Genomic DNA, 25,385 nt, shown 5'->3' with positions numbered 1-25,385 from the left:
ACCTCCGTGGTCAGTAGTCGCTCGCGCCGCCGAACAGCCGGGGCATGTATATGTCGAAAATGCCCGGGCACTTGCGTTCGGGATACCGCTGGAGCATGAAGTCCTTGAAGGCGTCGTCTGCCAGCCCGTTGCCGATCGCCTGCCGGGCAGCCGAGAGGTACTCGATGTTGCGAGCGACTTCATTCTTGTCGGCCGGCAGGCCGTGGCCCGGCATGAACAGATCGTAGTCCGACAGCAGCATTTCCTGGAGCACCCGGATCCAGTGGTCCATGTGCGTCGTCAGGTACAGATGGGTGCCGCTGTAGATCAGGTCCTGAGCGAAATACACGCCCAGCTCAGGAAGCCTGATGGTCAGGTGGAAGTCGATTTCGGTTTCTGTCACCCGGTCGAAGATGTACCTGACCCCGTCGATCGTCTCGGTGCCGGGGCCGACGGCGTGCTTGGGCACGACTATCTGGTCCGGAGCGAGGTCGCCGAGTTTCCAGTGGTCGCTTCTCGAGGCTTCCCCGTGCTCTTGGATGAAGCTCATGGTCTCAGGCAGCGCGTGGATCGCGATGTCGCTGAACGCTGTCCCCAACCCGAACCAGTGGTCCGGGTGCCGATGGGAAAGGTACAGTCGCTCGATCGGCTTGCCAAGGCTGTCCGCGTAGTCCCTGAACGCCTTTGCATAGGGAACGAGGAACTGCCCGTCGACGAGAACCAGCTGGTTCCTGGTCTCGATGATATGCGTGGCGTTCGCGATATTGCTGTACGCGAAGGATGCGACGAAGGTGTGAATACGGACATCGTCTGTCTGCTTCACGACCATGATGATGGGATCTGACACCTGGGCTAGCATCCGGGACCTTTCCGAGGAACTCGGGCGGAAGGAATGATGATCTGCTCGCGCAGTTCCTCCAATGCGGCCCTCGCGACGTCGTAGGCGCTGTCGACGTCGGACACCGGGTCGTCCTCGCCGGGCCGCCAGAAGCGCCGGCGTGCCATGCGCATGGAGCTGACGAACGGCGGGATCGCGTTGAACACCTCGATCAGGTACGGCCCTCTGTACACCGGCTCGACCTCGTTCAGGACGATGTCCCACGGGATCCAGCTGTCTTTCACCGCCCCCCGGTCGGGCGCAGATATGTGGACGTAGTGGAGCCGATCCTGCCGGGCGGCTTTCGCGACATTGTCCTTGAAGATCGACGGGCCCTGGCTTTCCATCACGACCTGCGCGGTGTCGATCGTCACGCCGGCCTGCGAGTGCTCGAGTCCCTCGAGGAAATCCAGTGCCTCCGACACCATGTTCGGCGGGGGCGTCTCCCAGCTCTTCACGGGCTCGATGGCGAGCTTCACTTCTCGCGCGGCGGCGTACTCCACCAGTTCCTCGAAGACGGAACGCGCCGCGTGATAGCGCGACTCCATCCAGTCCTGGAGGGCGTCGCTCCATATCGGCTCGTCAGCGTCCGTGACGGGAAAGACGCCGTAGGGGTAGAGGAACGGCCCTGACATGATCGAGTCGCCGCCCAGGATCCGCGTGATGTCGACGCGTGACTTGAGGTAGGACAGGGCCCGTCTGCGCTGCTCCTCGTAAGGCGAAGTCGGGTCGAAGGTCCGCGTGGTCCCGACGTTGGTCGTGAACTTCACGTCCTTCAGCCCCGCCTGGTCGAACGCCTTCTTGAGGGCGACGTAGCTGTCGGTCTCGAGCTTGTGGTCGACGGTCGCGGGCTGGGCGGCGATGTGCAGGTCGAAGCCGTCGTAGCCCATGTCGCTGAGGGCCTTCAGATGATTGATCAGGACTGCGGTGTAGCGTGAGTCCTGCGGCCTCAAGTCGGCCGTGAACATGAAGAAGCTGAAGAACACGTCCCGTTTGAATGTCTCGTTCATTCCCGGTGACCTCCGTTCCCTACCAGCCCAAGACGTCGGCCAGATAGGCGCGGGCCTTCTTGGCGTACTCGAGCGGGATGGCCTTGTTCGGATCCTGCTCGGCTTCCACGACCAGCCAGCCCCGGTAATCGGCGTCGGCCAGCACCTCGAGGATGGGCCGGAAGTCGATCGCGCCGTCTCCGGGCACGGTGAAGACGCCGAGCTCGACGCCCTCCTGGAACGACAGGCCTTCTTCCCGCACCCGGCTCACGACCTCGGGCCGGACGCTCTTCATGTGGACGTGGCCGATGCGGTCGGCGTAGGTCCGGGCCAGGTCCAGCGGATCGTCGCCGGCAAAGGCCATGTGGCCGGTGTCGAGCAGCAGGTGGACCAGGTCCGGGTCGGTCGAAGCCATCAGCCGGTCGATGTCGGCCCGAGTCATGACGCCAGTGCCCATGTGGTGGTGATAGCTGAGCTTCATCCCGGCCGAGCCGGCGATCTTGCCGAGCTCGTCCAGGCCCGACGTCAAGGCGTCCCACTGGGCGTTGGTGAAAACCGGGCGGTTGGCGAACACGTCGACGGGGAGCAGGTGCGACGACGCTCCGAACTCGGCCACGACCAGCTCGGTCCCACCCAGCGCCTTGACATGGGCCAGCGTCTCCTCGAAGGCGGCGATCGTCTTGTGCCGCATCTTGCCGATCGTGAAGTACGTGCTCGTCCAGGGCTCGGACACCTGCAGGCCGCGGAGATCGAGGGCGGCCTTGAGCGCGGCGGCGTCCGAGGGGTACTTGTGCCCGATGCTGCAGCCCTGGAAGCCGGCGAGCGCCATCTCGCTCACGGCCTGGCCGAAGGATATGTCGGCGTCGATGGTGGGGAAGTCGTCGTTCCACCACAGGGTGCAGCAGACGCCGAGCTTCACCTTGTCCGGGCCGAGGCGGTCAGCCAATCCTGTCATTTCGTCGCCCCTTTCAGGTAGCGGTCCTCGATCCGGGGTGGCTGAGCCCAGGAGCCGTAGCCGGGCCCCTTGGCACCTGGAGGATTGGCCCCGATGGCCCGCCACAGCAGCCCCTCCTGGTAGGAGGCGGCAGTGACCGTGGAGGCTTCGCCCGCAGCATGGGTCCCGTAGCAGTCGGTCCACTCGGGAGGCAGCGCGTACCACATCCCGGCGTACCAGAGTTTGATCACATTGCGGGCCACCGGGCCGAGGCGGTCGTCGCTGAAGATACGGTGGCGCAGGGCCCGGTCGAACAGGTCCCGGTCGAGCAGGATCCGGTCATGGCTTCCGGTATCACCGGCTGCGTCGGCCCGGGCCACCCGGTGGGCGTCCAGGAGGGCGGTGACGGTCTCGTCGCCGCAGGCGGCCCGCACTGTGGCCAAGTACTGGTGGGCCAGACCGGTGCCGAGCAGGTCGGTCTCCTCGAAGGCGGTGAGGTCGACCGACAGGCGGAGGAACTCCTCGAACGACGGGGCGGTCACCGTGTCACCGCCTGCGCTGTCCCACCGGCGGACCGAGAGGCCTCCGGATCGGATCCGACCACGGTCGGGATCTCGAAGGTAGGAGCGGCGTGCAGGCCGTCGCTCCCCGGCAGGGGGTTGCGTACCAGCCGGTTGAACCCGTCGCGCAGGCGGAACATGTCGCAGACGGCGTCCTGCAAGAGGCCGGGCTGTCCGTTGAACGCCCTGGTGAGCAGGGCGAGGAAGGCCCCGTAGGCGGCGTTGAAGTCCCGGGCGACGCCGGCGAGTTCCGAACTCGCCGGGTAGTCGGCCAGCCGGGCACTGACCTTCACCGGGTACACATCGTCCCAGGCGACGCTGAGCGGTGGCCCCGAAGGCGCGTCGGGTTCGTCGCCGACCTGGTAATAGCGGCCGAGCTGCAGCTGCCGGAACCGGTAGTAGTGGGCCAGCTCCCCGTCCGCGTCGTAGATGCCGGAATCGAGGCCCTCGCCCTGGGCGGCGATGAAGCGCAGCGCCCGGCAGGCCGAGTCCAGGTCGGAGACGACGATCACCTCCCCGCCGCCGGAGTAGAAGTACTCGGGCCCCACTTGCAGGTCCGGATCTCCGGAGAAGAGCTTGGGGTCGCCGGCCGCCACCTTCTCGAGCCCCTCGACGATCTCCGCGTAGAACTCGCCGATGCTGTAGAAGCGCATCCCCTCGGCCGTCGGGCTGAAGGCCAGTACCGGACTCCCGCTGTCCGGTGTGCGCAGCAGCCGTGCGTCTGCACTGGGGGCCCGGCCCGGCCGCTCGATCTTGCAGAACGTCTCCACCGCCTCGGGGGACAGGGGCCGCAGGTCGACGGTGAAGTCGTTCTCCCCGTCGGGCAGGTAGGCCGGGTAGGACGGCACAAAGCCGGGGCGGGTCAGGTCGGGCGTGCCGCCGATGGCGTTCAGGACGTTGGCGACGAGGGTCAGGTGCAGCATCTCCTCCACCGCGACCACCCGGACGATGTGGGCGGCGTCGGAGTTGGTGGTGGACCGTATGGAGTAGTACGCGGTCAGGTAAGGGGGGATGGTCGCGTGCTCGAGCGCCATCGCCACGTGCAGATAGCTGATCAGGTCGTCACGGGTGTTGATGGTCGACGCGGTCACCGGGCCACCTCCTGAGGCCGGGGCCGGCCGGCTCCGGTCGAGGTGACCTCGATCGGTGCGGTCTCGGCGTCGAGCTGGGCCAGCATGGCGCGGCTGCTGCGCAGGCAGAGGGCGGCGATGGTGAGCGTCACGTTCGACGTGCCCACGGTGGGCATGCTTCCCCCGCCGACCAGGTAGAGGTTCTCGTGATCCCAGCACCGCTGATCCGGGTTGACCACCGAGGTCGACGGGTCGCGGCCCATCGTGTGGGTGCCGGCCAGGTGGTTGCCCCCGCGGATCTCGTAGCCCTCGCCGCCGTGGACGGCGTAGCCCCAGAAGTTCGGGTCGTACTCGGTGTGGTCCTCGGCTCCGAGGCGGGCGAAGATCCGTCGCGACAGCTGCCGGGCGTACGCCACCCCGCGCATCGTGTAGTCGGGGATGTCGTAGGTGAGGATGGGCCGCATGTTCCCCAGGTGGTCGGTGTAGGCCGGGTCGACGGTGATCCGGTTGCTCGGGTTGGCGGGGACCTCGACCATGAACGCCAACTGCAGCTGGCGGGACACCTGGTCCACCAGGCCCTGGCGGAGGGACTCGCCGTAGCGGCCACCGGCGTCCACCAGGTCGATCAGGTCGGTCATCGGCGCCCCCCGGGCCCACCCCCAGCCGTCGTTGTGGATGTCGACGCTGAATGCCGCCTGGCGGCGGCGGAAGCGGCCCCCGCGCAGGTCGGTGATGCCGCCTGTGCAGTTCGTGCCCCGGAAGGTGCCGGCCACCTCGGGGAGCAGGGCCCACGCCAGCAGGTAGGCGTGGTCCATGAAGTTCCGCCCCATCAGGCCGCTCGAACCACGCAGGCCGGAGGCCAGCATCAGCCGGGGGTTCTCCACCGCGTTGGCGGCCAGGATGAACAGCCGGCCCCGGGCTCTCATGGTGGTGAAGCCGGGGCTGCCGGGCCGGTCGTAGCGGCGGTATTCGATCTCGGTCACCCGGCGGGTCTGCTCGTCGACGTGCACCTTGTGGGCCACCGCCTGGGCCACCAGGTCGACCCGGCCGCTCTGGAGGGCCGTCGCGAGGGTCTTGCCGGCGTGGTACTTGGCCTGCACCGGGCAGATGGGCACGCAGTTGTTGTTGCCCTGGCACCGTTCGCCGACCTCGACCTGGTACGTGCTCACCGCCCCTCGCGGCACGTAGCCCTTCCCGCCGTCGAAGGCCGGGTTCGGCATCCCGTTCCGCCCCTGCGGGAACGGCCGGACCCGCAGCTCGCGCCGCTCCCCGTCGAGCTCGACCGGCATCCCGTCGAGGTCCTTGGCGACCGTCCGGTCCAGGTAGGACAGGGGCAGCCCCTTCATCGGGAACACGTAGCCCTCGTCGAAGGTGATCCCGAGGTAGGCCTGGTCCTCCACGTCGGCGGAGACGCCGATCTCGCGTTCGGCCTCGTTGTAATACGGGGCGAGGTCCTCGTAGGTGAGCGGCCAGTCGGCCCCCTCGCCGTAGAGCGTGCGCATCTGGAAGTCCTCGGGGAGCATCCGCAGCGTCTTGGCCTCCCAGTGCATGGTGGTGCCGCCGAGGACCCGCGTATAAGTGGTGTCGGTGGCGAAGGGCCCGCTCTGGACGAGGTAGGCCGAGGCGTCGGGCGCGCCCGGGAAGATGCGCCGTGCGTCGGTGCCGCGGGGCATCGGGGCGTTGGCGACGACCGGGTAGGGGGACTGGTTGTCCTTGCTGGTAGCCGAGTAGAAGCGGTCGAGGTAGCTCTCGTAGCCCCTCAGGGTGAGGTCCTCGGCCGGGCCCGCTTCGAGTATCAGTACCCTCTTGCCGGCGTCGCTCAGCCGCGAGGCGATGAGGGCGCCGGCGATCCCGCCGCCGACGATGACGGCGTCGTAGAGAACCTCGGCCGCCGCCGCGGGGTCAGTGCGCTTCGCCGCCCCCTCGGGGAACTTCGCGTACATGGGGCAGTCACTCCTCCGCTGCCAGGCGCGGCCGGGACCGGTGTGGTGTCGGGGACTGGAGTCGGTCGGCCATGGGTCAGAGGGCCTCGGCCCGGGCCCGCATGGCGGACAGGTAGGCGGCATAGCTCCACGTCAGGTTGTGAACACTGCGCTGGAAGCCGGTGGTGCCGTCGAACTGCTCGGAGAGCTCCAAGTTGTCACTGTGGTAGATGACGGCCCGCACCATGGCGTCACCGGTCGCCGCCAAAGCGGCGGCGGCTGCAGCCGGGGGCGTCGACGCGTCGATGCCGGACTGGGCGAAGAAGGGTGCGGACAGGTCGTCCAGGGGCACCTTGCCACTCGACTTGATCTCGGCAGCCAGCTTGTAGTGCAGCTCAGCGACGTTGCACGTGGAGAGGGCCCACGGGTGGCCGCCGAGCACCGGGTGCGCGGTGTCACCGTCGTAGACGTCGCCCGGGTAGCGGCCGAACAACGGCCCGATACCGAACTCTTCCTTGTCGGCTTTGTTGATCGGGTAGAAGGCGATGCCGCCTTCCTCCCACTGCGAGCGCAGTTGGGCCGCTGTGGCCAGCAGCTTGGTGTCGGTGACGGGAAGAGCGCCGTAGACGGCCGACTGGACGATGTCGATGTTCGGGTCGTAACCACTGACGACCGGATTCTGGGGCGAAGGCTGCGCCCCGTCACCGGGATCGGCCAGCATGCTCACGTACTTGCTCCCGTCCCAGTGGCCTGCAAGGGCCTGGCGCAGCCACTTGATGGCGGGCCGCAGTCCGGTCGGCTTGTCGATGCCGACGACGGTCGAGGCCTGGATGTCCTCGAAGCAGCGCAGCTGGGCGGAGCGGGCGAAGAAGCTGTACCCGCCGTGCTCCTCCCACAGGTTCGTGGTGGGGCCCTGGTAGACGCTGAGGAGGTAGGCCACGTTCGCGTTCACCAGGTCGACCGCCCGCTTCTGGGTGCCGACATCGAGCTGGTCGTAGGCGGCCAGGATGGTGATGGTCTGCAAGGCCGGACCGTCGTTCTGCTCGGTCCACGGGCGTGCGTCGCCGGCGATGTTGAAGCAGGCGTGCCCCTTCGTCAACGGCGGCTGGGTGCTGGAGTGGCAGAGGTCGGCGAACTGCACGTAGTCGTTGAGCGTCTGCACCGTCCCGCCCGGGCGGGTGGGCATGTCGGCCTTGGCCACCTCCATGGCCGTGATCGCCCCGTCGCGCACCCAGTTGAAGACGTAGTCCTCGTCGATGCCGGGGGTGTCGGCCGGGAAGGACGGGGCGGCGATAATGCAACCTGGCTTCGAGTTCCGGGAAATGTCGCCAGGCGACTGCGGATCGCTGAAGGCGAAGCCGTCGCTGGCGATGTTCCGGAACATGAAGGTGTACATGATCGGCACGAGCGAGGGTAGATCCACCGCTCCCGGAGCAGAGGAGATCTGGACGTTCGCCCGCGCTCGGGAAGTGTCGGCCGGCCGGTTCGTGCGGGCGGGCGTGGTGTTGGATTCGGACATTGCTGAACTCCCCCGACTTCTTTCGAGCGGAACTATCGGATTCGGTCGTTCCCCTGGTCGCGTGGACCGAAAGGCTTGGAACCGAGTGCGTCCATGAGTTGCCTGCACGGGGTGCGTGGGCTTCCGGGACGAGCAAGCCGGATTGACGGCGCAAGAGGTTGTTCTTGGGGACTTCAATGGTGCCAGGCTGCCAGTTGGTATCGCTGCTGGTAACGCCTGGCGCGCAGATCACTGCCGCGACACCAACGGTGCGCGGGAACTTTGATATCCCCGAGTGGGCCGCGGGCGCGTTCCGGTCGACTCGGTCGACCTGGGGCACGACCTGCCCATCGCCCGCACCCTGGCGGCCGCACAGGTGCGGCACGTCTTTCGTGAGCTGCGCGCGTGGAATGGCTGGGAGGATGCGCGGGCAGTCACGGGACTGCCCTTGACCTGAAGGGTTGCGATGATCTGAATGGTCATCAGGACCCGTGCACACACACGACTTCCCGGGCGGGGCGCAGCCCCGCGGGACGCCGGCGGTGTCACACGCCTGCCGGGCAGAGCAGGCAAACCGATCATCCCGGACTCGCGTTTTCGCGCTGGAGACGCGGCGAGGAGAGTGGCGCACGACCACGCCGTCAGGCCTGCGATGACACCATGAATCAGGTGCCCGAGTCGACGCCATTCCCATAATCGCGTCAATAGGGAATGCATCCCTTCGTCCCCCCGTTTTCTCAGAAAGCGCGCGATGCAGAGACTTTCCGATAGCGCGCCCCAGTGGCAACTTCTCACTGAACGACACTGGGACAATTTTGAAGCAGTCTGAGACGTTGCCGTTCCACGCGATGGATATACCACTTGGCATGCCCTTATCTTTGCGTACCGCAGGCTACAACCAGCCGGGTCGGTGCCACAAGAGAAACTTCCAATGTTGCGTATGAGGTTGAGGTAATCGGATGCAGCTCACTGTTGCATAACTGTGCGTCGAATCCGGATGGTGCACGTGAGCAACTCCCCCGCTCTGTTTCCCAGCGACCACGTCTCGGCTCCGGTCCAAGTCCTCAAGCGCACTGCCGCGACGGCCTCGACGTTCCCCCGGTGCCAGTCAGGGCCAGGTGCCGGACCCGCACGATCCGCGCGGGGTGCGCCAACGCCTGGTCGTGGCGCTGGAACTGCCAGCGTGCGCGGTCCTGGCCGGCGCGACCTCGCTGCCGGCGGTGGGCGAGTGCACGGGCCTCAGTCGAACTGGGCGAAGGTTGCGGTGCCACCCGATGCCGCGACGTCCGCCTGAGGCAGTGCCGTGGCGTAGCGGCGGAGGCCGCCGAGGCGGCCGTTCGCGTGTTCGCCGTACGCGCCCTGGTAGAGGTGATGGCCGAACGGGACGGGACCGGCAGTGTTCCAGCCGGTGCCGGTGTACGCCTTGGTGGCGGCCCGAGACGCCACGCATCCTGCTCTGGTCCGACTCCGCGGTCGTCGACCGTCCCTCCCGCTCACCCTGCCCGCCCTGACCCAACTGGGCTATGAGCGGGCCGAGGAACTGCTGCGGACGCCGATCAAGCCCGTCAGCGGGCGACACCTCGATCCTGAGCTCGGTTGATGAATCGGCGCCCCTTGATGGCAGCCCTTGTAGTCGGCCAACCGCCGGAGCCACCGCTTTCGAGTTGCCGCCGGCCGCAACGGGTCCCCCGAACGCAGGCCTCCCATCGTTACGCAAGCCATAGGGCCATTCGAAGGAGACGAGGCTGCGGAACCGCCAAGAGTGCCACGGAGCGTCAGCCGCCCTTCTCCTGCTCGCAGCGTGATTCGGAGCTGGTACAGGACCGGTGCCCGGGCCCCTCCAGCATCGATGACCCATACAAGGGAGAGTTACGGATATATCCGCTCTTTGTAACGCGAACCCTTTCGTTGACCTGATGTCGTGGTGGTGGGCCACAGTGTGGGGCCTCGGCACCGAGCCGGGAATTTCGGATTGCACACCCGGCTCCGAGCGGGGCCGGTGTGCACGAGCGTGAGGTGACAGATTCATGTCTGTTTCTCGTACGACGGTCCGCCTGATCGCCACCTGTGTGGCTTCGGGCGCCCTCGTCGCCGCGGCAGCCATGCCTGCCCTGGCCGCTGGATCCGGCCAGGACCGCGACAACGGGAGGAGTTACTCGCACAGCCACAGAAGCGACCACGACCACGATGGTCACTTCAACGACCGGGGCTGGGACAGGGACCACGACCGAGGCCGGGGCTGGGGCCGGGGCTGGGACAGGGACCACGACCGAGGCCGGGGCTGGGGCCGGGGCTGGGACAGGGACCACGACCGAGGCCGGGGCTGGGGCTGGGACAGGGACCACGACCGAGGCCGGGGCTGGGGCCGAGACCACGACCGAGGCCGGGACCACGACCGCTACCTCGGCCACCGCTAGCCACCATGGAGGCCGTGCCATGACACGGAGGCCGACCGCACACTCTGCCCACCCGTCGTCATAGCCGGCACGGCCGCTACTGCCCACCGTAGGGCCGAAGACCGCAAGACGCGGTCTTCGGCCCTCCCGAACGTGGCGCCGTTGACCCGAACGTGGCGCCGTTGACGGTGCGCAGCACGAACCGCGGCCTCAGCATCGCCCCAGGACAACAGCCGAGACCACGAGAACGTGCCATGGCCGACCGGACCGCGTGGCGGATCTGCCGGGACAACGGCAGGTGGCGCGTGTTCGGTAAGAAGCACAGCACCAAGAAGGCCGGCCCACCGGTCATGACGACCTCGTCCGCCGTGGCTTCACCTCCGACGGCCCGAACCGGCTGGGGCTTGCGGACGTCACCGAACACGCCGCGGGTGACAGCAAGTTGTACCTGTGCGCGGTCCAGGACGTCTTCAGCAAGATGATCGTCGGCCGACTGCATCGACGCGCGAATGAAATCCCGCCTCGTCGTCGCATCCCTGGACAACGCGTCGCCCGGCGCGAGCGCGTTGCCGGATGCGTTCTGCACACCCATCGCGGATCGCAGTTCCGGTCACGGAAATTCGTCCCGGTACTCGACCGTCGTCCGTGGGCCACCCGTCAGGAACTGCGGATCGCATTCGTGACCTGGTCGAGAGGACCTGACACCGACGTCGCCGACAAGCCTCGCTCGGCCGGCTGACCCCCGTCGAAGCGGGCTCGGATGCCGCATTACTCCATCAGTCGCACACTGACGTCCTGGACGAAAGGGGCCCGGTAGGGGCTGACATCGGAGTCTCGCTCGGCGGTCAGTACATCGAGCCCGAGTGCGGTCACTCTGGTGATCAGGCTGGAGCCGTCATCCCCGGGCAGGTGGTAGCGCAGCAGTAGCGACGGGTCGCTCAGCGCGTCCAGGCGGAGCACTTGTGTGGCCTCGTCGGGGTCGTCCATGGTCCCGAAGAAGCGTGCTGGGGTCGGAGTGAAGCCGAGTGCTGTCTTGAAGCAGAACAGGCCGGGCTTGGCGATGTGACCGTACAGTGCCGGGTCGGTGCCCAGCGAGATGTCACGGCAGCCCAGTTCACGAGCAATCTGGAATGCCTGCATGTACATGGCTCGGACGACGCGCTGTTGTCGGCTGTCCGGGGCGGTGGCCGCGAACCGGATCACCACCGTGGACGTGTCCTTGCGTACGCGGCACACGCAGCAGCCGACGAGTCTGTCGTTCGCGAGGGCTTGTACGGCGAAGTACTCGTCGGCATGCGCGAGGATGTCGTCACGGTCGTAGCGCGCGAAGGGCACACCATGGCGCATTGTGCTGATCTGTCGTTCGTACAGTTCAAGGAAGCGGTCGTAGGTGTCAGCATCCAGTGGCACTACTGTCTTCCAGCGGATGCCCTGCTCGACCACGAACCGCATGCCGGCCCGGATGCTTCGGCGTTCCTTCCCGGAGAGCCTGTCGAGAAACACTTCCTCGGAAGCGCCGGCCGAAGCGATCCAGGTGACCCACGATGGATGAATGGCGAAACCGGCCCGTCGCAGTTGTGGTCTGCAGCGCGGATCGGGGTCGACGACGCGCACCACGTCGAGCTTGTCCCGCCAGGGCACCCAGTCCGAATGCAAGGCCTCGTCGACCGTCAGCAGTGCCGTGGTGAGTCCGTAGGCGGTCTCGACAACCATGGATGCCTCCAAGTGGCGCGGGGTTCGGGACGGCGTCTCTTTCCAGTCCGCCGCTGATCCCGCAACGGACCCTGACTTCAGGCAGGGCTTCCCTGTCCCGTCGGCGACCCCGACGTCGGGTGAGCAACGGCTGGTCAGGAGTTGGTGATGTGGGTGAGGCCACTGAGTATCTGTACGTCTCCTGCGCGCAGGCGCACCGCGTGCGAGGCACAAGGAACGCTGAGAATCCCTTCGCGAGGAAGGAAGAGGCAGTGGTCACCGCCTCTTCCTTCCTTTGCCCGTATCAACTTGGTGCTGTTTCCGGGCAGGTCGCACCGGCGGGACTAGTCGACGACGTTGATGTAGCTCATCATGCCGTTGTCTTCGTGGGCCGCGATGTGGCAGTGGAACATGATCTTGCCGATGAAGTCGGAGAACGGGACGCGGACAACCACCTTGCCGGGCACGCCGTTGACCGCGTGGGGCACCGGAATGGTGTCCTGGCGGCCGACGAAGGGCTGGGGTACTCCGTTGATCGACATGACCTGGAAGGAGTTGGTGTGGATGTGGAAGGGGTGGTCCTCGCCGGCCTCGTTGGTGATGGTCCACTCCTCGACGGTGTTCAGTTTCGCGGGGGTGCTGAACACGGAGGAGTCCATGCGGAACTGCTTGCCATTGATGAGGAAGCCTTCCGAGTCGTTCCCGCTGAGTGTCACGCTGCGGTTCTGCGCGATGGTGGCGTTGGACAGGTCGGGAGGCGAGGGGTTCAGCGCACCGGAGACGGTGGGGAGCTGGGCCTGTGCGGGTCCGGCGACGTTGACCTTGAACAGCGGGGTGTCGGGGTAGTTGTCACCGTCCGGCCCGTTGCTGAAGGCGAGGGTGCGCAGGGTGGTCTGGCCGGGCTGGCTGCCGGCGGTGACCAGCACGTCGTAGCGCTTGCCGGGGGGCAGCAGCAGGGTGTTGGCCGTGGTCACCTTGGAGACCGGTACGCCGTCTTGGCCTATGACGGTGAAGCGGTAGCCGTCGAGCTGGAGGTGGTACCAGATGTCAGCGCCGATGTTGGCCAGGCGCCACAGCTGGGTCTCACCGGGCTTGATGGTGAGCGCGGGCAGCAGTTGCCCGTTGACGAGCCGTACTGTCGGGGCGTCGGAGTCGATCGACGTAGTGTCGGTGTTCTGGACGATGTGACCCGTCTTGTCGAGCTGAACGTCCTTCAGGTTCACGGTGTGCGTGGTGATATTGCGCAGGGCGGACGGCAGCAGGGCCCGGTCGTCTCCAACGACCAAAGCACCAGAGAGGCCGGCGAAGATCTGGTTCTCCACGTCACCGGGGGAGAAGCCGGCAGTGGGCGATGGCGACATGTCCATGCTGGCCATGCCGGATTCGTCCGAGGGGCAGGCCGTGCCCATGGCGTGGCTGTGGTACCAGTACGTTCCGACGGGGTGGTCGGCGGGCAGGTCCAGGTGGTATTGGAACGTGGTGCCCGGGGCGATGCACAGGAACGAGTCGTCCGAGTCGTTCGACGGCGAGACGTGCAGGCCGTGGAAATGCAGGTTGGTCGCGACCGAGAGGTTGTTGACCAGGGTGATGGTGGCGTGTTCGCCCGGCGCGAGGTGCAGGGTGGGGGCGATGAACGAGCCGTTGTAGGACTGGCCCCACACCTGTCTACCGGCCACCTCGAAGCGCGTGTCGTGCGCGTTCAGGGTGATGGTCATGTTGGGGCTGGTGATGGTGTCGAGGACCGGCGGGTCGGCGAAGGGCTGTCCAGAGCTCATGCCCGCCTGCTGCTGGGCTGTGGAGAGCGGCTGATCCGTTGTCGACGCTGAGGTCGGCTCGGCCGATGCGCCCCGCGAATACACGACCGCAGCAGCGATGACCAGCAGCGCAGCTACCAGCGCCTGGAGCGTCATGACGTGCCGTCGCCTTCGCTGGCGGCGGGCATCCGGCACGGTGCCGGTGGTGTTGGACATCGGGTTCCCCTGTTCATGTGGGTCTGCGTAGAGGTTCTCTGAGCGGGTGGGAACTCAGCTCAGAGCATGGGAGTTCGCCGTGTGGGCATGGTGTTCGCGGATGACGTCCCGGCAGAGGTCGTAGCTGACCTGCCATTACTCAGCGTTGCCCTGGAAGAAGTGGGGACGTCATCGGTTGTCGGGGTCCACTGTGGCAGCGGCGGGCATCACCGCTGTCCTGCCGACATCTTGTGCTGCTCCGGCCGCATGCGCCGCCGTGCCACGCTCCGGGGAAGCGCTGCCCAGCAGCGTGCCCCGGCGCCGGCCCAGAGCGGCGAGAGCCAGGAGCACCAGGCCACTCGCGGCGCCCAGCACGAGGAACGGCAATCGGTCGGACACCTCGTAGAGAGCGACGCCGACGAGGGGGCCGAGGACGTTACCCATGTCCGAGACGAAGCCGAACAGGCCAAAGGCCTTGCCGTCGTTCGCCGTGGCGGCCTTCAGCTCGACAATCCCGCGCCGGGTGGTGAGGAAGAGCGTCGCATAACCGAACATGTAGACCACGAAGCTTGCTCCGACGGCCATGAAGTGGGCGCTGGCGGCCATGGCGCACAGGCCGACGGCGGTGACTGCAAGGCCGATCGCCGCGAGAGTCCGCAGTGGCAGTGTGTGCCGGCCCAGCAGCCACATTGCCAGGCCCGAGACGGTCAGTCCGGCGACGAAGACGGCTGAGATCGCCGCTCGAGCCGACGTGTGCGCCCCGGTACTGAGATAGACCGGAAGGAGCGGTTCGAGCGCCGAGTACACCAGGAAGGTGAACATATCCAGCCCGCCGAGCAGGAGTGCCCACACCCACCACCGCACCGGTGCGGACCCCGGCGCGGCGCCATCTGCCTTGGGGTCGGCCTCCGGTTCTTGCGCGGTTTCCCTGGAATCGGGTCCGGGAATGGCCAGCAGGAGTCCGAGAGCCGTCGCTGCGGTCACCACCGCGCCTGCGAAGAACAGCCCTGTCAAGCCGGCAGGCACGGCCACTCCGGCGACCAGCGGCCCGAGGAGGAACCCGGCCACCGCCGCCGATCCGAAGTTCCCCATCATCCGGCTGGTGGTGATCCCGTGCTGTCGGCACAGCGCCGTCATGCCTGCGTAGAGAGCCGGGGAAACCAGTCCTTCACCAATCCCCCAGCAGACCCGGGCGCCCAGCAGGGTGAGACTGTCTCGGGCCAGGGCCGTGAGGGCGATGCCGACCGCGGCGGTGAGCATGGACAGCGTGGCGACGCGATCCGCCCGCCACCTGTCGACCCACCATCCGCCGATCGGCTGGGCGAGCGCCTTGGCCCCCGCGAACAGTGCGAAGGTCAGCGCGACGACGATCGGGCCGGCGCCAACCCGGTGCTCCAGGTCGGGCACGAACGGAATCATCACCGTGTACGACGCGTTGACGCTGACAACGGCTGCCAGAAGCAGTGCGGCACGGCGCCCGCCCGGTCCCATCTCAGGCTCCCGCGATGTAGGTCGACAACGCTTGGTGCATGTGGGCAAGCGCAGGTTCGAGATCCGGGCGGCATTCAGGGGCATAGACCAGGGCCCACAGGTCGGTACCGGTCAACGCGTGCCGTTCCTTGAACTGGTAGTTGTCACGGCCCCACTCGAGGCGGCGCATGCCGTGTTCATACGCCCACTCGGTGCTGCGATACATGAGCGCCACATAGGTACTCAGGTCGTGGAGCGTGGCGTAGTCGACGCCACCGCACATGAAGGTCACTTCCGACCCGCGCCGGAACGCGAAGAAGGCCCCGACCAGCCGGTCGCCCACCTCCGCAGCGACCATCATGGCTCCGGGTACCCGGAGCATGCCGTGCAGGGCGTCCTCGTCGAACAGGGCCGGCCAGTCGTTCTTGTCGCTGGTGTCGACGGTCAGCGGGAACGCGGCGGGCACCAGCGTGTGCGCCTCCGGCGCCTCGACCATCCGAACCCGCAGGCCGCGCTCGTCTGCCCGGCGCAGCCGCCTTTGCACATCCCGTCTGATCTTGTTGGTGACGCGGTACATGTGGTCGTCAAAGTCGCCGGAGAGGTCGCAACTGTAGGTGCGTTCGAGCAGTATGCGGCCGACCGGAGGTCCGGCCGCCGCCAGCCAGTCGGCCACACCCTCCCCGGTGAGGTTGGGTACCACGAGCAACTCGGCCGGTCCTGACTTGATCCATTCCATCGCGGTGGCATACGCGCCACGGACCAGCGCAGCGGGCATGTGCCCGCGCTTGCCGTACATGGAGTACGGGGAACCGGCGAAGATCACGGGGTTGCCGAACCGGCCGACGAGGCCGACCTGCCGCTCGTATCCGTCCCAGAACGGGGACTGGTGCACAGCGTAGAGCGGGAGAACCGAGGCCCCGTCAGGGCTCGCCGGGTTGGTATGAACATAAGCGTGCCTCGCCCGCTTTTCGATGCCGATGCTCTCCCAGGCGCGCAGCCAGCCCGCGGAGTCGTACAGGCAACTGGCGACTACCCGCTCTGGTACCACGTCGGACAACCGCCAGTCGGACGAGGCCACCATGCACTGGCCGGTTCGTGCGGCATCCACCGCGCACACCTCCTGCTCGGGCCATCGGGTTGAGACTGGCCCACGGTAGGGACGGACACTCTCGCGGTGGTCTCACGCTGGTCCCGCCCCGCACCGCCCGGTGGCCGGCATCGCACCGCCTCGGAGCCATCGCGCGGGGAACCAGGCCGCCGCATATCACCGTGAGAACGCGACAAGAGCGGGCAGCCGTAGCGTCCACTGCAGGGCCGGGGCGCACAGCATCGTGGACGGCTCTTCACGTATCCCGTGATACGGAACAGGCAAAGCCTGTTTGGCTCATAAGGGGAAGACATGAAGGCTCAGCTGGCGATGTTCGGCAGCAGGCCCGTGGTTCGCCCGGAACACCGACGGCTGGAGTGGCCAGTGGTGACGCAGGCGGACAAGGACGCCGTTCTTCGTGCTTTGGACAGCCGTAAGTTCACGGTCGGTGCGAAGGACGAACAGGAGATCCGCGGGCTCGAGACGGAATGGGCCGAGTTCTGCGACACTCGTTACGCGGTCGCCGTCAACAGTGGCACGGTGGCACTGGAATTGGCGCTGACCGCCTTGGGCCTCGAGCCCGGTGACGAGGTGATCGTGCCGGCGCTCAGCTACGTGGCGACTGCCATGGCGCCGCTGTACCAGTTGGCAATTCCCGTCTTCGTGGACATCGACCCGGTCACGTTCAACATCGACGTGCACCAGATCGAAGCGAAGATCACAAACCGCACCCGGGCGATCATTCCGGTCCACCTCGGCGGTCTGCCCGCCGACATGGCAGAGATCCGGGCCCTGGCCCGCAAGTATGACCTGCTCGTGATCGAAGACGCCGTGCAGGCGCAGGGCGGGAAGTACCGCGGTGAGACCGCAGGCTCCATGGGAGCTGCCGCGGTGTTCAGCCTCAACGTCGAGAAGAGCATTCCCACTTGCGGTGAAGGCGGACTGATCGTCACGGACGACGAGAAGGTCGCCGAGCGCTGCCGGAGCCTTCGGATCCTCGGTGAGGACCTCAGCACAGAGGAACGGCTATACGTGTCCGCCACTCGCGGCTCAAACCTCAAACTCAGTTCGGTGCTGGCCGCCTTCACCCGGGCACAGCTCGCCAGGTTCTGGGACTACCAGGGTCGCCGCGACCAGAACATCCCCCCTTTTCTGTCGCGGCTTGCGGCGCTGCCGGGCATGGTGGTCCCGCCCGTCCCAACTGACCGCACGCACATGTGGCACATGCTGCGCTTCCGCTTCGACCCGCAGGCGGCGGGCCTGGACGGGGTCACGCCGGGCCGTTTCCGCCAGGCTCTGCGCCGGGCACTGCTCGCCGAAGGTGTGCCGCTGACGCACTACCAGATCATTCCGCTGCCGGGTCAGCCGGTGTTCCAGGAGCAGAACGCCTATGGCCAGGGCTATCCGTGGTCACTGCCGGGAACCAATCCGCAGCGCTACGATCTGGCCGACTACCCGGTGACCTGCCAGGTCATTGAGGACTCTCTCTGCCTGCGGCGCATGCATCTGAACCCCGACGCGGGTCCTGCACTGGACGAGTACGCGACCGCCTTCGAACAGGTCTGGGAAAACCTCGACGTCATCGCCCGCTTCGCTCGGGCCCTCGACTACGAGCCGCCGTGGGCCGCCGTCAAGGGGTACCGGCAGAAGGCCGGCGTGCCGGCGTGAGCGTCCAGATCGCCGAGTCAGCCACGGGCGAGGACGCCGGCTGGGAGGACTTGCGGTGCCGGGCGATGGTGGTCCGGGAGCACGTACTCAGGATCGGTGCCGGGTCGATCGGCACGCACGTGGGCGGGTCCCTGTCGGCGACCGACATCCTTGTGGCCCTCTACTTCGGGGTCCTGCAGGTGCGGCCGGACAACCCGGGCTGGGCGGGGCGCGACTACTTCGTGCTCAGCAAGGGGCATGCCAGCGCGGCGCTGTACGCGACACTCGCCGAGCGGGGGTTCCTTGCCACGTCCGAGCTGGACACCTACGGGTGCGCCACCGGGCGGCTGATGGCGCACCCCACACCCGCTGTGCCGGGCGTGGAGTTCGCGACCGGGTCGCTGGGCCACGGTCTGTCGCTGGCCACCGGACTGGCTCTGGCTGCACGCCGGGCCGGACGCCCCAACCGGGTCTTCACCCTGATGGGCGATGGCGAGCTGCAGGAAGGGGCGGTCTGGGAGGCGGCGATGGCGGCCGCGCATCTGGACCTGGACAACCTCACCGCCGTAGTGGACCGCAACCGTCTGCAGATCAGTGGTCCGACCGAGGACCGGATGCGGCTGGAGCCCCTCGCCGACAAGTGGCGGGCCTTCGGCTGGCATGTGTCCCGGGTGAACGGCCACGATTTCGCCGAACTGGTGCCGGCATTGCGGTCCGCCCCGCTTCCCGGGCGCCCGACCGTACTGATCGCCGACACGGTCAAGGGGCGCGGCGTGCGCCATCTGGAGCACCGCAGGCAAAGCCACTTCGCCAAGCTCGGTGAGGCAGCGTATGAGCGGGCGCTCGCCGCCCTGCGAGCCACCTCATGAGTGTCACGCAGAAGGGGCAGGGCATGGCGCAGGGTGCTGTCGACGGCTCCGACCGGGTGGCCTACCGCGCCACACTGCTTGAACTGGCACGAGCAGACAGTCGCATCTGGTGCCTTGACTCGGACATGGGCGGGCTGGAGAAGCAATTCCAAACCGTACTGCCGGAACAGTACGTGGACCTCGGCATTGCCGAGGCGAACCTGATGTCCGTCGGAGCCGCGCTCGCCGGCACCGGAATCCTGCCCTTTGTCAACACCATGGCCGCGTTCGCCTCGGCCCGGGCCCTGGAGCAGGTCAAAATCGACATCGCCTACCACAGGTTGCCGGTACGTATCGTCGCCACGCACTCCGGCTTGTCAGCGGCCCACCTGGGCCCGACCCACCACGCCCAGCAGGACCTCGCGGTGATGCGGTCGCTGCCGAACATGACAGTGATGACGCCGGCGGACGCAGGCGAGACGGTGCGGATGGTCAACGCAGCAGCGTACCTGCCCGGTCCGGTGTACATCCGGCTCGGCCGCGGCCCGACCGACCCGGTCTACCACGGGGAGGCCGGCTTCACGGTGGGTAAGGCGGTGCAGCTGCGCGCCGGCTGCGACGTGACGATCATCGCGGCTGGTTCCTACCCCGTGCTGTTCGCGCTGGAGGCGGCTGAACAGCTCGCTGAGCAAGGCGTCGAAGCCGCGGTGCTGAACATGCATACCATCAAGCCCCTCGACCTCACGACAGTGGTGAGGGCGGCGAGCAACACCGCCGGCATTGTGACCGTCGAGGACCACGCGCTGCTCGGCGGGCTCGGCGGTGCGGTCACCGAGGCTGTCGCCGAGCACCAGCCGACCCGCGTGCTGCGGGTCGGCGTGAGCGACGCCTTCTCCTCCCGGCCGGGCAGCCACTATGCCCAGCTCCTCACTGGCGGGGTCAGCCCGCAGAACGTCGTCGCCGCGGCCAAGGCCGTCGTGAGCGGCCGCTCCAGCACGACATCCGTTCACAACAGTCACACACCGAAGGAGAGCGCGTCATGACCACTGCTACGACCAGCGCGTGCCCAGAGTGCGCCGAGATTGTTCCGACGGCGCCGGACATGCGCGTGTCGGCGATCGTTGTATGCCCTACCTGCACGGCCGAGTTGGAGATCATCGGCCTGCAACCGGTCGAGTTCGCACTCGCCCCGGAGATCGAAGAGGACTTCGGGGAGTAACAGGTGAGCACGAGTGCGTCGCAGGACGGCCATCTGGCCGTCCTGACCACCCGTATCCGCCTCGAGGAGCGGCTGATTCTCGCCGCCCTCGAGCGGCGCGGCATCCCATACACGTGCGTCGATGACCGCACCCTGGTCAGCGACCTCCAATCCCCACCCCAGGTGCGGTACCGAGGCGTGCTGAACCGGATCATGTCGCATACGCGGAGCTTCTACGCCGCGCGCCTGTTCGAGTCGACAGGCCATCAGGTACTCAACGCGAGCAGCGTCATCGAAATCTGTGGCGACAAGATCCTCACGTCGCTGGCGCTGGTACGCGCAGGGCTGCCCACCCCGCGGACCGTCGTGGCGGTCACCCCCGACGTGGCACTGCGGGCCATCGAGGAGATCGGATACCCGGCGGTGGTCAAGCCCGCCGTCGGGTCGTGGGGCCGGCTGCTGTCCAAGGTCAACGACCGGGACGCGGCGGAGACACTCATCGAGCACAAGCAGGCGATACGTTCACCAGTGCACTCGGTCTTCTACATCCAGGAGCTCATCGACAAACCCGGCCGTGACATACGCGTCGTCGTGCTCGGCGACCAGGTCGTCGCAGCCGTGTACCGCCGGTCGGAACACTGGATCACGAACACGGCACGCGGCGCCACCACGGAGCCGTGCGAGGTGACGCCAGACCTGGCCAAACTCGCCCTGCAGGCCGCGGAGGCGGTGGGCGGCGGCATGCTCGCGGTGGACTTGATTGAACGCGCCAGTGGCGAGGTGCTGGTCACCGAGGTCAACCACACCATGGAATTCCGCGGACTTGCCTCGGCCACCGGACTGGATATCGCCGATCTCATCGTCAGCCATGTCCTGGAGGCGGTGGACTGGTGAAGGCCTCAGTGATCGGCGCCGGCGGATACATAGGCGGCGAACTCGTCAGGCTGCTGCTTCAGCATCCGCACGTGGAGCTGATCCAGGCGACCTCGACACGCCACCGCGGACGTCCCCTCAGCGCCGCGCACCCGAACCTGCGCGGCCAGAGCAGCTTGTCCTTCGTGTCCGAGGAGGAGATTTCGGAATCTGACGTTGTCTTTCTGGCGGTGCCGCACGGGGCATCCATCAAGGGCATGGGCGCGTGGTCCGCACTCGCACCCATGGTGGTGGACCTGAGCGCCGATTTCCGGCTCCAGGACCCCACTGTGCGGGAACGCTACTACTCCGGCGCCGCGCCGGAGCAGCCCTGGCTCTCCCGCTTCCAGCCGGGAATACCTGAACTGCACCGCGAGCGGCTCCGTGGAGCGAGCCACATCGCGGTGCCGGGCTGCATGGCCAACGCCGCCATCCTTGCCCTGCACCCGCTCGCCACGGCCGAGTTGGTGACGGGCGCGGTCTTGGTCGATGCCCGTACCGGCTCCAGCGGCAGCGGGAGGACCCCCGACGAGGGCAGTCACCACCCCGAACGCAGCGGCGCTCTGCGCATGGCCAAGCCGCACAACCACAGGCACACCGCAGAGATCGAGCAGGCATGTGGTGTGCGGGTGCACATGACGGTGACCGGCATCGAGGCCGTACGCGGGATCCAGGTGGCCTGCCACATCACCCCGTCGCGCACCGTCAGCGAGCGCGAGCTATGGGCGCTCTACCGTGCGGCCTACCAGGACGAGCCCTTCGTGCGGCTGGTCAGAGAGCGGTCGGCCCTGCGCCGGATGCCGGAGCCGAAGATCCTCAGCGGCACCAACTACTGCGACATCGGCCTCTCGCTCAACTCTGCGGGAGATCACCTGATCGTCGTAGCGGCCATCGACAACCTCGTGAAAGGAGGAGCCGGCAATGCCGTCCAGTGCTTCAACATCGCCTCCGGCCAGGACGAGACCGCGGGATTGCGGTTCGCCGGGCTTCACCCGGCCTGAGCGTCTCGTGGTCAAAGTCGGCGGTTCGCTCGGCGCGGACATGGCCGGTGCATGCGCTGACATCGCCGGGCTCGCTCGGCAGGGCAGCGAGGTGGTCGTCGTGCACGGCGGCGGAGCCGAAGCCGACCGGCTCGCCGCTGAACTCAACCGCCCCACCCGCATCATGACGGCGCGTAACGGCCAGCGCAGCCGCTACACCGATGCGCCCGCGCTCGACGCGCTCGTCATGGCGATCCTGGGCCGCATCAAACCGACGCTGGTCACGGAACTGACCGGGGCCGGACTACGCGCTGTGGGCCTATCAGGGGTGGATGGATCCCTGGTCACCGCTCGCCGAACGCCGCCGGCCAGGGCTGTGGTCGACGGTGTCGACCGGGTCGTCCGCGACGACTTCTCCGGGCGCATCGACGAGGTCGATCCACACCTCGTGATGACCCTGCTGCGCGGCGGCTACGTCCCTGTCGTGTCGCCTCCGGCACTGGACCCGGCCGACGGCATGCTCAACGTCGACGCCGACCGGTTCGCCGCCCGGCTCTCGGTCGCCCTGGCAGCCGACTGGCTGATCATCCTGTCCAACGTGCCTGGTCTGCTACGCGACCCCGCGGATCCGACGAGCCTCGTGGCCAAGGTGCCCGGCGAGAAGTTGTCCCGCTATCTGGACGGCGCGGGAGGGCGCATGAAGGTGAAACTCCAAAGCGCGGGTGAGGCCTTCCGGGCCGGGGTCCCGCATGTCGTCCTCGCCGACGGCCGACTGGACTCCCCGGTGCTCGCCGCACGGGCGGGTGCCGGCACGACATTCGTCAAGGGAGGGCGATGAGTACGCGTGCAGAGTCGTTACTGCGACGCATGGTCGAGATCCCCTCACCGTCGGGTGAAGAGGCGGAGCTCGCCGCCTTCCTGGCCGGGGAGCTGCAAGGCTGGGGCTTCGAGACGCACATCGACGAGGTTGGCAACGTCATCGCCAGGCACGGCAGGGCCTGTGACCCGACGATCATGCTGATCGGCCACATGGACACCGTGCCGGACCAGTTGGAGGTGCGGCAGGAAGGCACCATCCTGCACGGGCGTGGCACGGTGGACGCCAAGGGACCGCTGGCCACGATGATCTGCGCGGCCGCGACCGCCGAGGTCGGTCACGTGCAACTAGTCGTCGCAGGAGTGGTCGAGGAGGAGACCTTCGGACGGGGTGCGACACACCTCCTTGAGGGGCACCGCCCCGACGCCGCCTTCGTCGGGGAGCCCAACGGGTGGTCCGGCGTCGGCATTGGCTACAAAGGGCGAGTCATGGTGCGGTACGAGGTATGCCGTCCCGCCGTCCACACGGCCAGTCCTGAGGAGAAGGCCACCGAGGCGGCCGTCGCCTTCTGGAACAAGGTGGTCGGCTACTGCGACAGGTACGCAGCGGGAAGCCGCGCCTTCGACCGGCCCGTTCCGACGCTGGTGGACATGGGCGGCACGCTTGAACAGGCTCGCATGACCGTCGCCTGCCGCACTCCCCCCGGATTCGACCTCGAGGATTTCGAGCGGTTCCTGGCCGACGCCGCCGCAGACGGTGTGCTGAAGATCGACGACCGGACCCCGCCCGTGCGCATCGACGCCCGTGGCGCCGCAGTACGTGCCCTCTGCTCGGGGATTCGCGCACAGGATGCGCGTCCCACGCTGAAACTCAAGACGGGCACAGCGGACCTCAACATTGTTGAGCCGCGCTGGAAGGTGCCGATGGCTGTTTACGGCCCAGGTGACTCCAGCCTCGACCATACTGACCGGGAACACATCGACCTGGCCGAATACGCGATCGCCATCGATGTGCTCCGGCATGCGCTGGAGACGCTCGCCGGCGAGCTCGTGCAGACCGGCAAGGAGGCAGCCCCTGGTACCGGTTGACGCAGCAGGTGAACCGTACAGAGCTGCCGGGTCACTGCTCGCCTCTGCAGGTCCCGGCAGACGGCCGGCTCAGGACACAACCCACAGGGTGGTCTCTGGGCGCGCGATGACCTCGCTGTGGAGGATCGGGTGGCCGGCGATGATCCGCTGGTGCAGCTCCTGGAGGCGGGCGCAGGGATCCAGGCCGACAAGGCTGACCAGTGCCGCCCGTCCCGCGTGGTAGGCCGCGAGGGCGTCGGCACGGCGGTCGGACAGGTACAGTGCCGTCATCAGCAGCCAGCGGAGCTGTTCGCGCAACGGGTGCTCGTCGACCAGCAGGCTCAGCTCCCCGACCAGTTCCCGGTGCCGGCCAAGGGCGAGTTCCGCATCGAAGCACTCCTCCAGCAGGGTGAGTCGGCGCTCCGCCCAGTACGTCGCGACCGGTTCGAGCGCCCGACTCTCCAGGCCGGCCAGCGGCTCTCCGTCGAACAGCGCTAGAGCCGCGCGGTAGTCGTCGACGGCGCCCGTCGGATCACCGGCATCGGCTCGGACCCGGCCACGCCCTTTGAGCTTCTCGAAGAGATCGGTGTCCAGGGAGCCGTCGGGCAGCCGTAGCAGGTAGCCGCCGCGGACAGTCTCGATGAGGTCGGCACAGGCGCCGGCCTTGACCAATGCCTTGCGTATCCGCCACACACAGGTCTGTATCTGCTTTTCCGCGGTGGTCGGCGGTGTGTGGCCCCAGACCGCATCGATCAGTCTACCGATTGGCACAGCCTTGTTGGCCTCGGTCAAAAGCACGGCCAGAACGGTGAGTTGACGACTCTCTGGGAGGGGAACATCTTCTTTCCCGCAACGGGCCCGCAACGGTCCCAGAATATGAAAGAAGACTTGAGGAGTGCTGTCGGACGACGGTTCGACCTGCATGGAAATTCTCGATTCAGCATGAGTTTGGTCGGCAGAGTCATCGGCACAGCCTGCGGCGGTGCGTCGATCAGGCAAAATCCGCGACTTCAGGCCTTCTCTTCGGCGCTGTTGATTTTGAAGATGGATACGTACCTGACAGGTGTCTCGGCGGCGAAGTGGATGTGTGCGGAACCGGCCGCCGCGGCGAAGACATCGCCGGCGGTCATGGTGCGGCCCTGGTTGCTGAGCGTGCCATCGATGACGTAGAGGAACTCGGCGTATTCGTGCACGTGCGGGTCCGTCCGGTAGCCGGGCTCGGCCTCGACGATGGCCACATGGTAGCCGTCCGCGCGTGCGGCGATCCTTGCCCGTGCCTTGCCCTGGGCACCCCAGGGGATCCAGGGGAGTTCGTCATTGCCATCGACGTGGGCGATGTCCCAGCCTTCGAGTGCGGGTTCCATCGGATTCCTTTCGAGTGGACCACCGGATTCAGCCGGCGGGCGAATCGAATGTCCATGACCGTGATGCGTTCGCGGGCGAGCGGTTCGACACGGCGGGCATGACCGGTTCCCGGGCCCGAAGCCAGACCG

The 25,385-nt window shown here is 67.3% G+C and carries 23 protein-coding genes; 9 read left to right on the top strand and 14 right to left on the bottom strand.

The annotated features are described in order from the left end of the window. Positions 1 to 10 precede the first annotated feature (10 nt). The 8 genes from ACWGJ5_RS34525 to ACWGJ5_RS34490 form a co-directional block, all read right to left on the bottom strand. Positions 11 to 802: a hypothetical protein gene (locus ACWGJ5_RS34525; RefSeq protein WP_453313579.1), complete on the bottom strand. Its 792-nt coding sequence runs from the start codon at positions 800 to 802 to the stop codon at positions 11 to 13. Positions 803 to 831: 29 nt separating this feature from the next. Beyond that, complete coding sequence (locus ACWGJ5_RS34520; RefSeq protein WP_453313578.1) at positions 832 to 1,866, bottom strand: sugar phosphate isomerase/epimerase family protein; 1,035 nt, start codon at positions 1,864 to 1,866, stop codon at positions 832 to 834. Positions 1,867 to 1,885: 19 nt separating this feature from the next. After that, entirely contained in the window at positions 1,886 to 2,800 is a 915-nt protein-coding gene (gene iolE / locus ACWGJ5_RS34515) for a myo-inosose-2 dehydratase (protein WP_453313577.1), read from the bottom strand. Further along, positions 2,797 to 3,321: a hypothetical protein gene (locus tag ACWGJ5_RS34510; RefSeq protein ID WP_453313576.1), complete on the bottom strand. Its 525-nt coding sequence runs from the start codon at positions 3,319 to 3,321 to the stop codon at positions 2,797 to 2,799. The genes iolE and ACWGJ5_RS34510 overlap by 4 nt, the downstream gene beginning before the upstream one ends. Then, a complete protein-coding gene (locus tag ACWGJ5_RS34505; protein ID WP_453313575.1) occupies positions 3,318 to 4,430 on the bottom strand; it encodes a ferritin-like domain-containing protein in 1,113 nt (370 codons plus the stop codon). Before ACWGJ5_RS34505 ends, ACWGJ5_RS34510 begins: the two co-directional genes overlap by 4 nt. Beyond that, positions 4,427 to 6,352, bottom strand: coding sequence for a GMC family oxidoreductase (locus tag ACWGJ5_RS34500; RefSeq protein ID WP_453313574.1), 1,926 nt, complete (start codon positions 6,350 to 6,352; stop codon positions 4,427 to 4,429). The genes ACWGJ5_RS34505 and ACWGJ5_RS34500 overlap by 4 nt, the downstream gene beginning before the upstream one ends. Before the next feature lie 76 nt (positions 6,353 to 6,428). Further along, the gene (locus tag ACWGJ5_RS34495; protein WP_453313573.1) at positions 6,429 to 7,850 is read right to left on the bottom strand and encodes a glycoside hydrolase family 15 protein; all 1,422 of its coding nucleotides are present in this window, start codon (positions 7,848 to 7,850) and stop codon (positions 6,429 to 6,431) included. 1,218 nt (positions 7,851 to 9,068) lie between these two features. After that, a complete protein-coding gene (locus tag ACWGJ5_RS34490; protein WP_453313572.1) occupies positions 9,069 to 9,275 on the bottom strand; it encodes a hypothetical protein in 207 nt (68 codons plus the stop codon). 581 nt (positions 9,276 to 9,856) lie between these two features. Here ACWGJ5_RS34490 and ACWGJ5_RS34485 point away from each other — a divergent pair. Continuing rightward, a complete protein-coding gene (locus tag ACWGJ5_RS34485; protein ID WP_453313571.1) occupies positions 9,857 to 10,246 on the top strand; it encodes a hypothetical protein in 390 nt (129 codons plus the stop codon). Between the two features lie 747 nt (positions 10,247 to 10,993). On the opposite strand, the gene ACWGJ5_RS34480 is transcribed toward ACWGJ5_RS34485, so the two are convergent. The 4 genes from ACWGJ5_RS34480 to ACWGJ5_RS34465 form a co-directional block, all read right to left on the bottom strand. Next, on the bottom strand, positions 10,994 to 11,938 hold the full coding sequence (locus tag ACWGJ5_RS34480) for a GNAT family N-acetyltransferase (RefSeq protein WP_453313570.1): 945 nt from the start codon (positions 11,936 to 11,938) through the stop codon (positions 10,994 to 10,996). Positions 11,939 to 12,261: 323 nt separating this feature from the next. Then, positions 12,262 to 13,887, bottom strand: a complete 1,626-nt coding sequence (locus tag ACWGJ5_RS34475; protein ID WP_453313569.1) for a multicopper oxidase family protein — start codon at positions 13,885 to 13,887, stop codon at positions 12,262 to 12,264. A gap of 168 nt (positions 13,888 to 14,055) precedes the next feature. Then, positions 14,056 to 15,357 carry an MFS transporter gene (locus ACWGJ5_RS34470; protein ID WP_453313568.1) on the bottom strand — a complete coding sequence of 434 codons (1,302 nt, stop codon included), beginning with the start codon at positions 15,355 to 15,357 and terminating at the stop codon, positions 14,056 to 14,058. A gap of 1 nt (position 15,358) precedes the next feature. Next, complete coding sequence (locus ACWGJ5_RS34465; RefSeq protein ID WP_453313567.1) at positions 15,359 to 16,444, bottom strand: GNAT family N-acetyltransferase; 1,086 nt, start codon at positions 16,442 to 16,444, stop codon at positions 15,359 to 15,361. Positions 16,445 to 16,735: 291 nt separating this feature from the next. Between ACWGJ5_RS34465 and ACWGJ5_RS34460 the strand changes: the two genes are divergently transcribed. From ACWGJ5_RS34460 to ACWGJ5_RS34425, 8 genes are read left to right on the top strand one after another with little or no spacing between them, the layout of a single operon-like run. Continuing rightward, entirely contained in the window at positions 16,736 to 18,091 is a 1,356-nt protein-coding gene (locus ACWGJ5_RS34460) for a DegT/DnrJ/EryC1/StrS family aminotransferase (RefSeq protein WP_453313566.1), read from the top strand. Then, a complete protein-coding gene (locus ACWGJ5_RS34455) occupies positions 18,088 to 18,939 on the top strand; it encodes a transketolase (RefSeq protein ID WP_453313565.1) in 852 nt (283 codons plus the stop codon). The genes ACWGJ5_RS34460 and ACWGJ5_RS34455 overlap by 4 nt, the downstream gene beginning before the upstream one ends. Then, a complete protein-coding gene (locus tag ACWGJ5_RS34450; RefSeq protein ID WP_453313564.1) occupies positions 18,936 to 19,961 on the top strand; it encodes a transketolase family protein in 1,026 nt (341 codons plus the stop codon). Before ACWGJ5_RS34455 ends, ACWGJ5_RS34450 begins: the two co-directional genes overlap by 4 nt. After that, complete coding sequence (locus ACWGJ5_RS34445) at positions 19,958 to 20,137, top strand: lysine biosynthesis protein LysW (protein ID WP_385315850.1); 180 nt, start codon at positions 19,958 to 19,960, stop codon at positions 20,135 to 20,137. Before ACWGJ5_RS34450 ends, ACWGJ5_RS34445 begins: the two co-directional genes overlap by 4 nt. Positions 20,138 to 20,140: 3 nt before the next feature. Beyond that, positions 20,141 to 21,010: a lysine biosynthesis protein LysX gene (gene lysX / locus ACWGJ5_RS34440; protein ID WP_453313563.1), complete on the top strand. Its 870-nt coding sequence runs from the start codon at positions 20,141 to 20,143 to the stop codon at positions 21,008 to 21,010. Continuing rightward, positions 21,007 to 22,029 carry an N-acetyl-gamma-glutamyl-phosphate reductase gene (gene argC, locus ACWGJ5_RS34435; protein ID WP_453313562.1) on the top strand — a complete coding sequence of 341 codons (1,023 nt, stop codon included), beginning with the start codon at positions 21,007 to 21,009 and terminating at the stop codon, positions 22,027 to 22,029. The genes lysX and argC overlap by 4 nt, the downstream gene beginning before the upstream one ends. A gap of 7 nt (positions 22,030 to 22,036) precedes the next feature. Continuing rightward, the gene (locus tag ACWGJ5_RS34430) at positions 22,037 to 22,846 is read left to right on the top strand and encodes a [LysW]-aminoadipate kinase (protein ID WP_453313561.1); all 810 of its coding nucleotides are present in this window, start codon (positions 22,037 to 22,039) and stop codon (positions 22,844 to 22,846) included. Positions 22,847 to 22,875: 29 nt separating this feature from the next. Beyond that, positions 22,876 to 23,913, top strand: a complete 1,038-nt coding sequence (locus ACWGJ5_RS34425; RefSeq protein WP_453313560.1) for a M20/M25/M40 family metallo-hydrolase — start codon at positions 22,876 to 22,878, stop codon at positions 23,911 to 23,913. Between the two features lie 69 nt (positions 23,914 to 23,982). Here the strand turns inward: ACWGJ5_RS34425 and ACWGJ5_RS34420 are convergent, their stop codons facing one another. Both ACWGJ5_RS34420 and ACWGJ5_RS34415 read right to left on the bottom strand, forming a co-directional pair. Then, on the bottom strand, positions 23,983 to 24,816 hold the full coding sequence (locus tag ACWGJ5_RS34420) for an AfsR/SARP family transcriptional regulator (RefSeq protein ID WP_453313559.1): 834 nt from the start codon (positions 24,814 to 24,816) through the stop codon (positions 23,983 to 23,985). A gap of 86 nt (positions 24,817 to 24,902) precedes the next feature. Further along, positions 24,903 to 25,256 (bottom strand): cupin domain-containing protein, encoded by a 354-nt coding sequence (locus tag ACWGJ5_RS34415; RefSeq protein ID WP_453313558.1) that lies wholly within the window; start codon positions 25,254 to 25,256, stop codon positions 24,903 to 24,905. Positions 25,257 to 25,385 lie beyond the last annotated feature (129 nt).

This window comes from Streptomyces sp. NPDC054783, from assembly GCF_053611725.1.
This window is presented reverse-complemented; position numbering and strand designations above follow the sequence as displayed.

Excerpts from the sequence above, each read along its gene's own strand:
- ACWGJ5_RS34475 (WP_453313569.1), bottom strand. The coding sequence starts at position 13,887 with ATGTCCAACACCACCGGCACCGTGCCGGATGCCCGCCGCCAGCGAAGG.
- ACWGJ5_RS34445 (WP_385315850.1), top strand. The coding sequence starts at position 19,958 with ATGACCACTGCTACGACCAGCGCGTGCCCAGAGTGCGCCGAGATTGTT.
- ACWGJ5_RS34470 (WP_453313568.1), bottom strand. The coding sequence starts at position 15,357 with ATGGGACCGGGCGGGCGCCGTGCCGCACTGCTTCTGGCAGCCGTTGTC.
- ACWGJ5_RS34500 (WP_453313574.1), bottom strand. The coding sequence starts at position 6,352 with ATGTACGCGAAGTTCCCCGAGGGGGCGGCGAAGCGCACTGACCCCGCG.
- ACWGJ5_RS34485 (WP_453313571.1), top strand. The coding sequence starts at position 9,857 with ATGTCTGTTTCTCGTACGACGGTCCGCCTGATCGCCACCTGTGTGGCT.
- ACWGJ5_RS34415 (WP_453313558.1), bottom strand. The coding sequence starts at position 25,256 with ATGGAACCCGCACTCGAAGGCTGGGACATCGCCCACGTCGATGGCAAT.
- ACWGJ5_RS34460 (WP_453313566.1), top strand. The coding sequence starts at position 16,736 with ATGAAGGCTCAGCTGGCGATGTTCGGCAGCAGGCCCGTGGTTCGCCCG.
- ACWGJ5_RS34450 (WP_453313564.1), top strand. The coding sequence starts at position 18,936 with ATGAGTGTCACGCAGAAGGGGCAGGGCATGGCGCAGGGTGCTGTCGAC.
- ACWGJ5_RS34425 (WP_453313560.1), top strand. The coding sequence starts at position 22,876 with ATGGTCGAGATCCCCTCACCGTCGGGTGAAGAGGCGGAGCTCGCCGCC.
- ACWGJ5_RS34420 (WP_453313559.1), bottom strand. The coding sequence starts at position 24,816 with ATGCAGGTCGAACCGTCGTCCGACAGCACTCCTCAAGTCTTCTTTCAT.
- ACWGJ5_RS34480 (WP_453313570.1), bottom strand. The coding sequence starts at position 11,938 with ATGGTTGTCGAGACCGCCTACGGACTCACCACGGCACTGCTGACGGTC.
- iolE (WP_453313577.1), bottom strand. The coding sequence starts at position 2,800 with ATGACAGGATTGGCTGACCGCCTCGGCCCGGACAAGGTGAAGCTCGGC.
- ACWGJ5_RS34495 (WP_453313573.1), bottom strand. The coding sequence starts at position 7,850 with ATGTCCGAATCCAACACCACGCCCGCCCGCACGAACCGGCCGGCCGAC.
- ACWGJ5_RS34520 (WP_453313578.1), bottom strand. The coding sequence starts at position 1,866 with ATGAACGAGACATTCAAACGGGACGTGTTCTTCAGCTTCTTCATGTTC.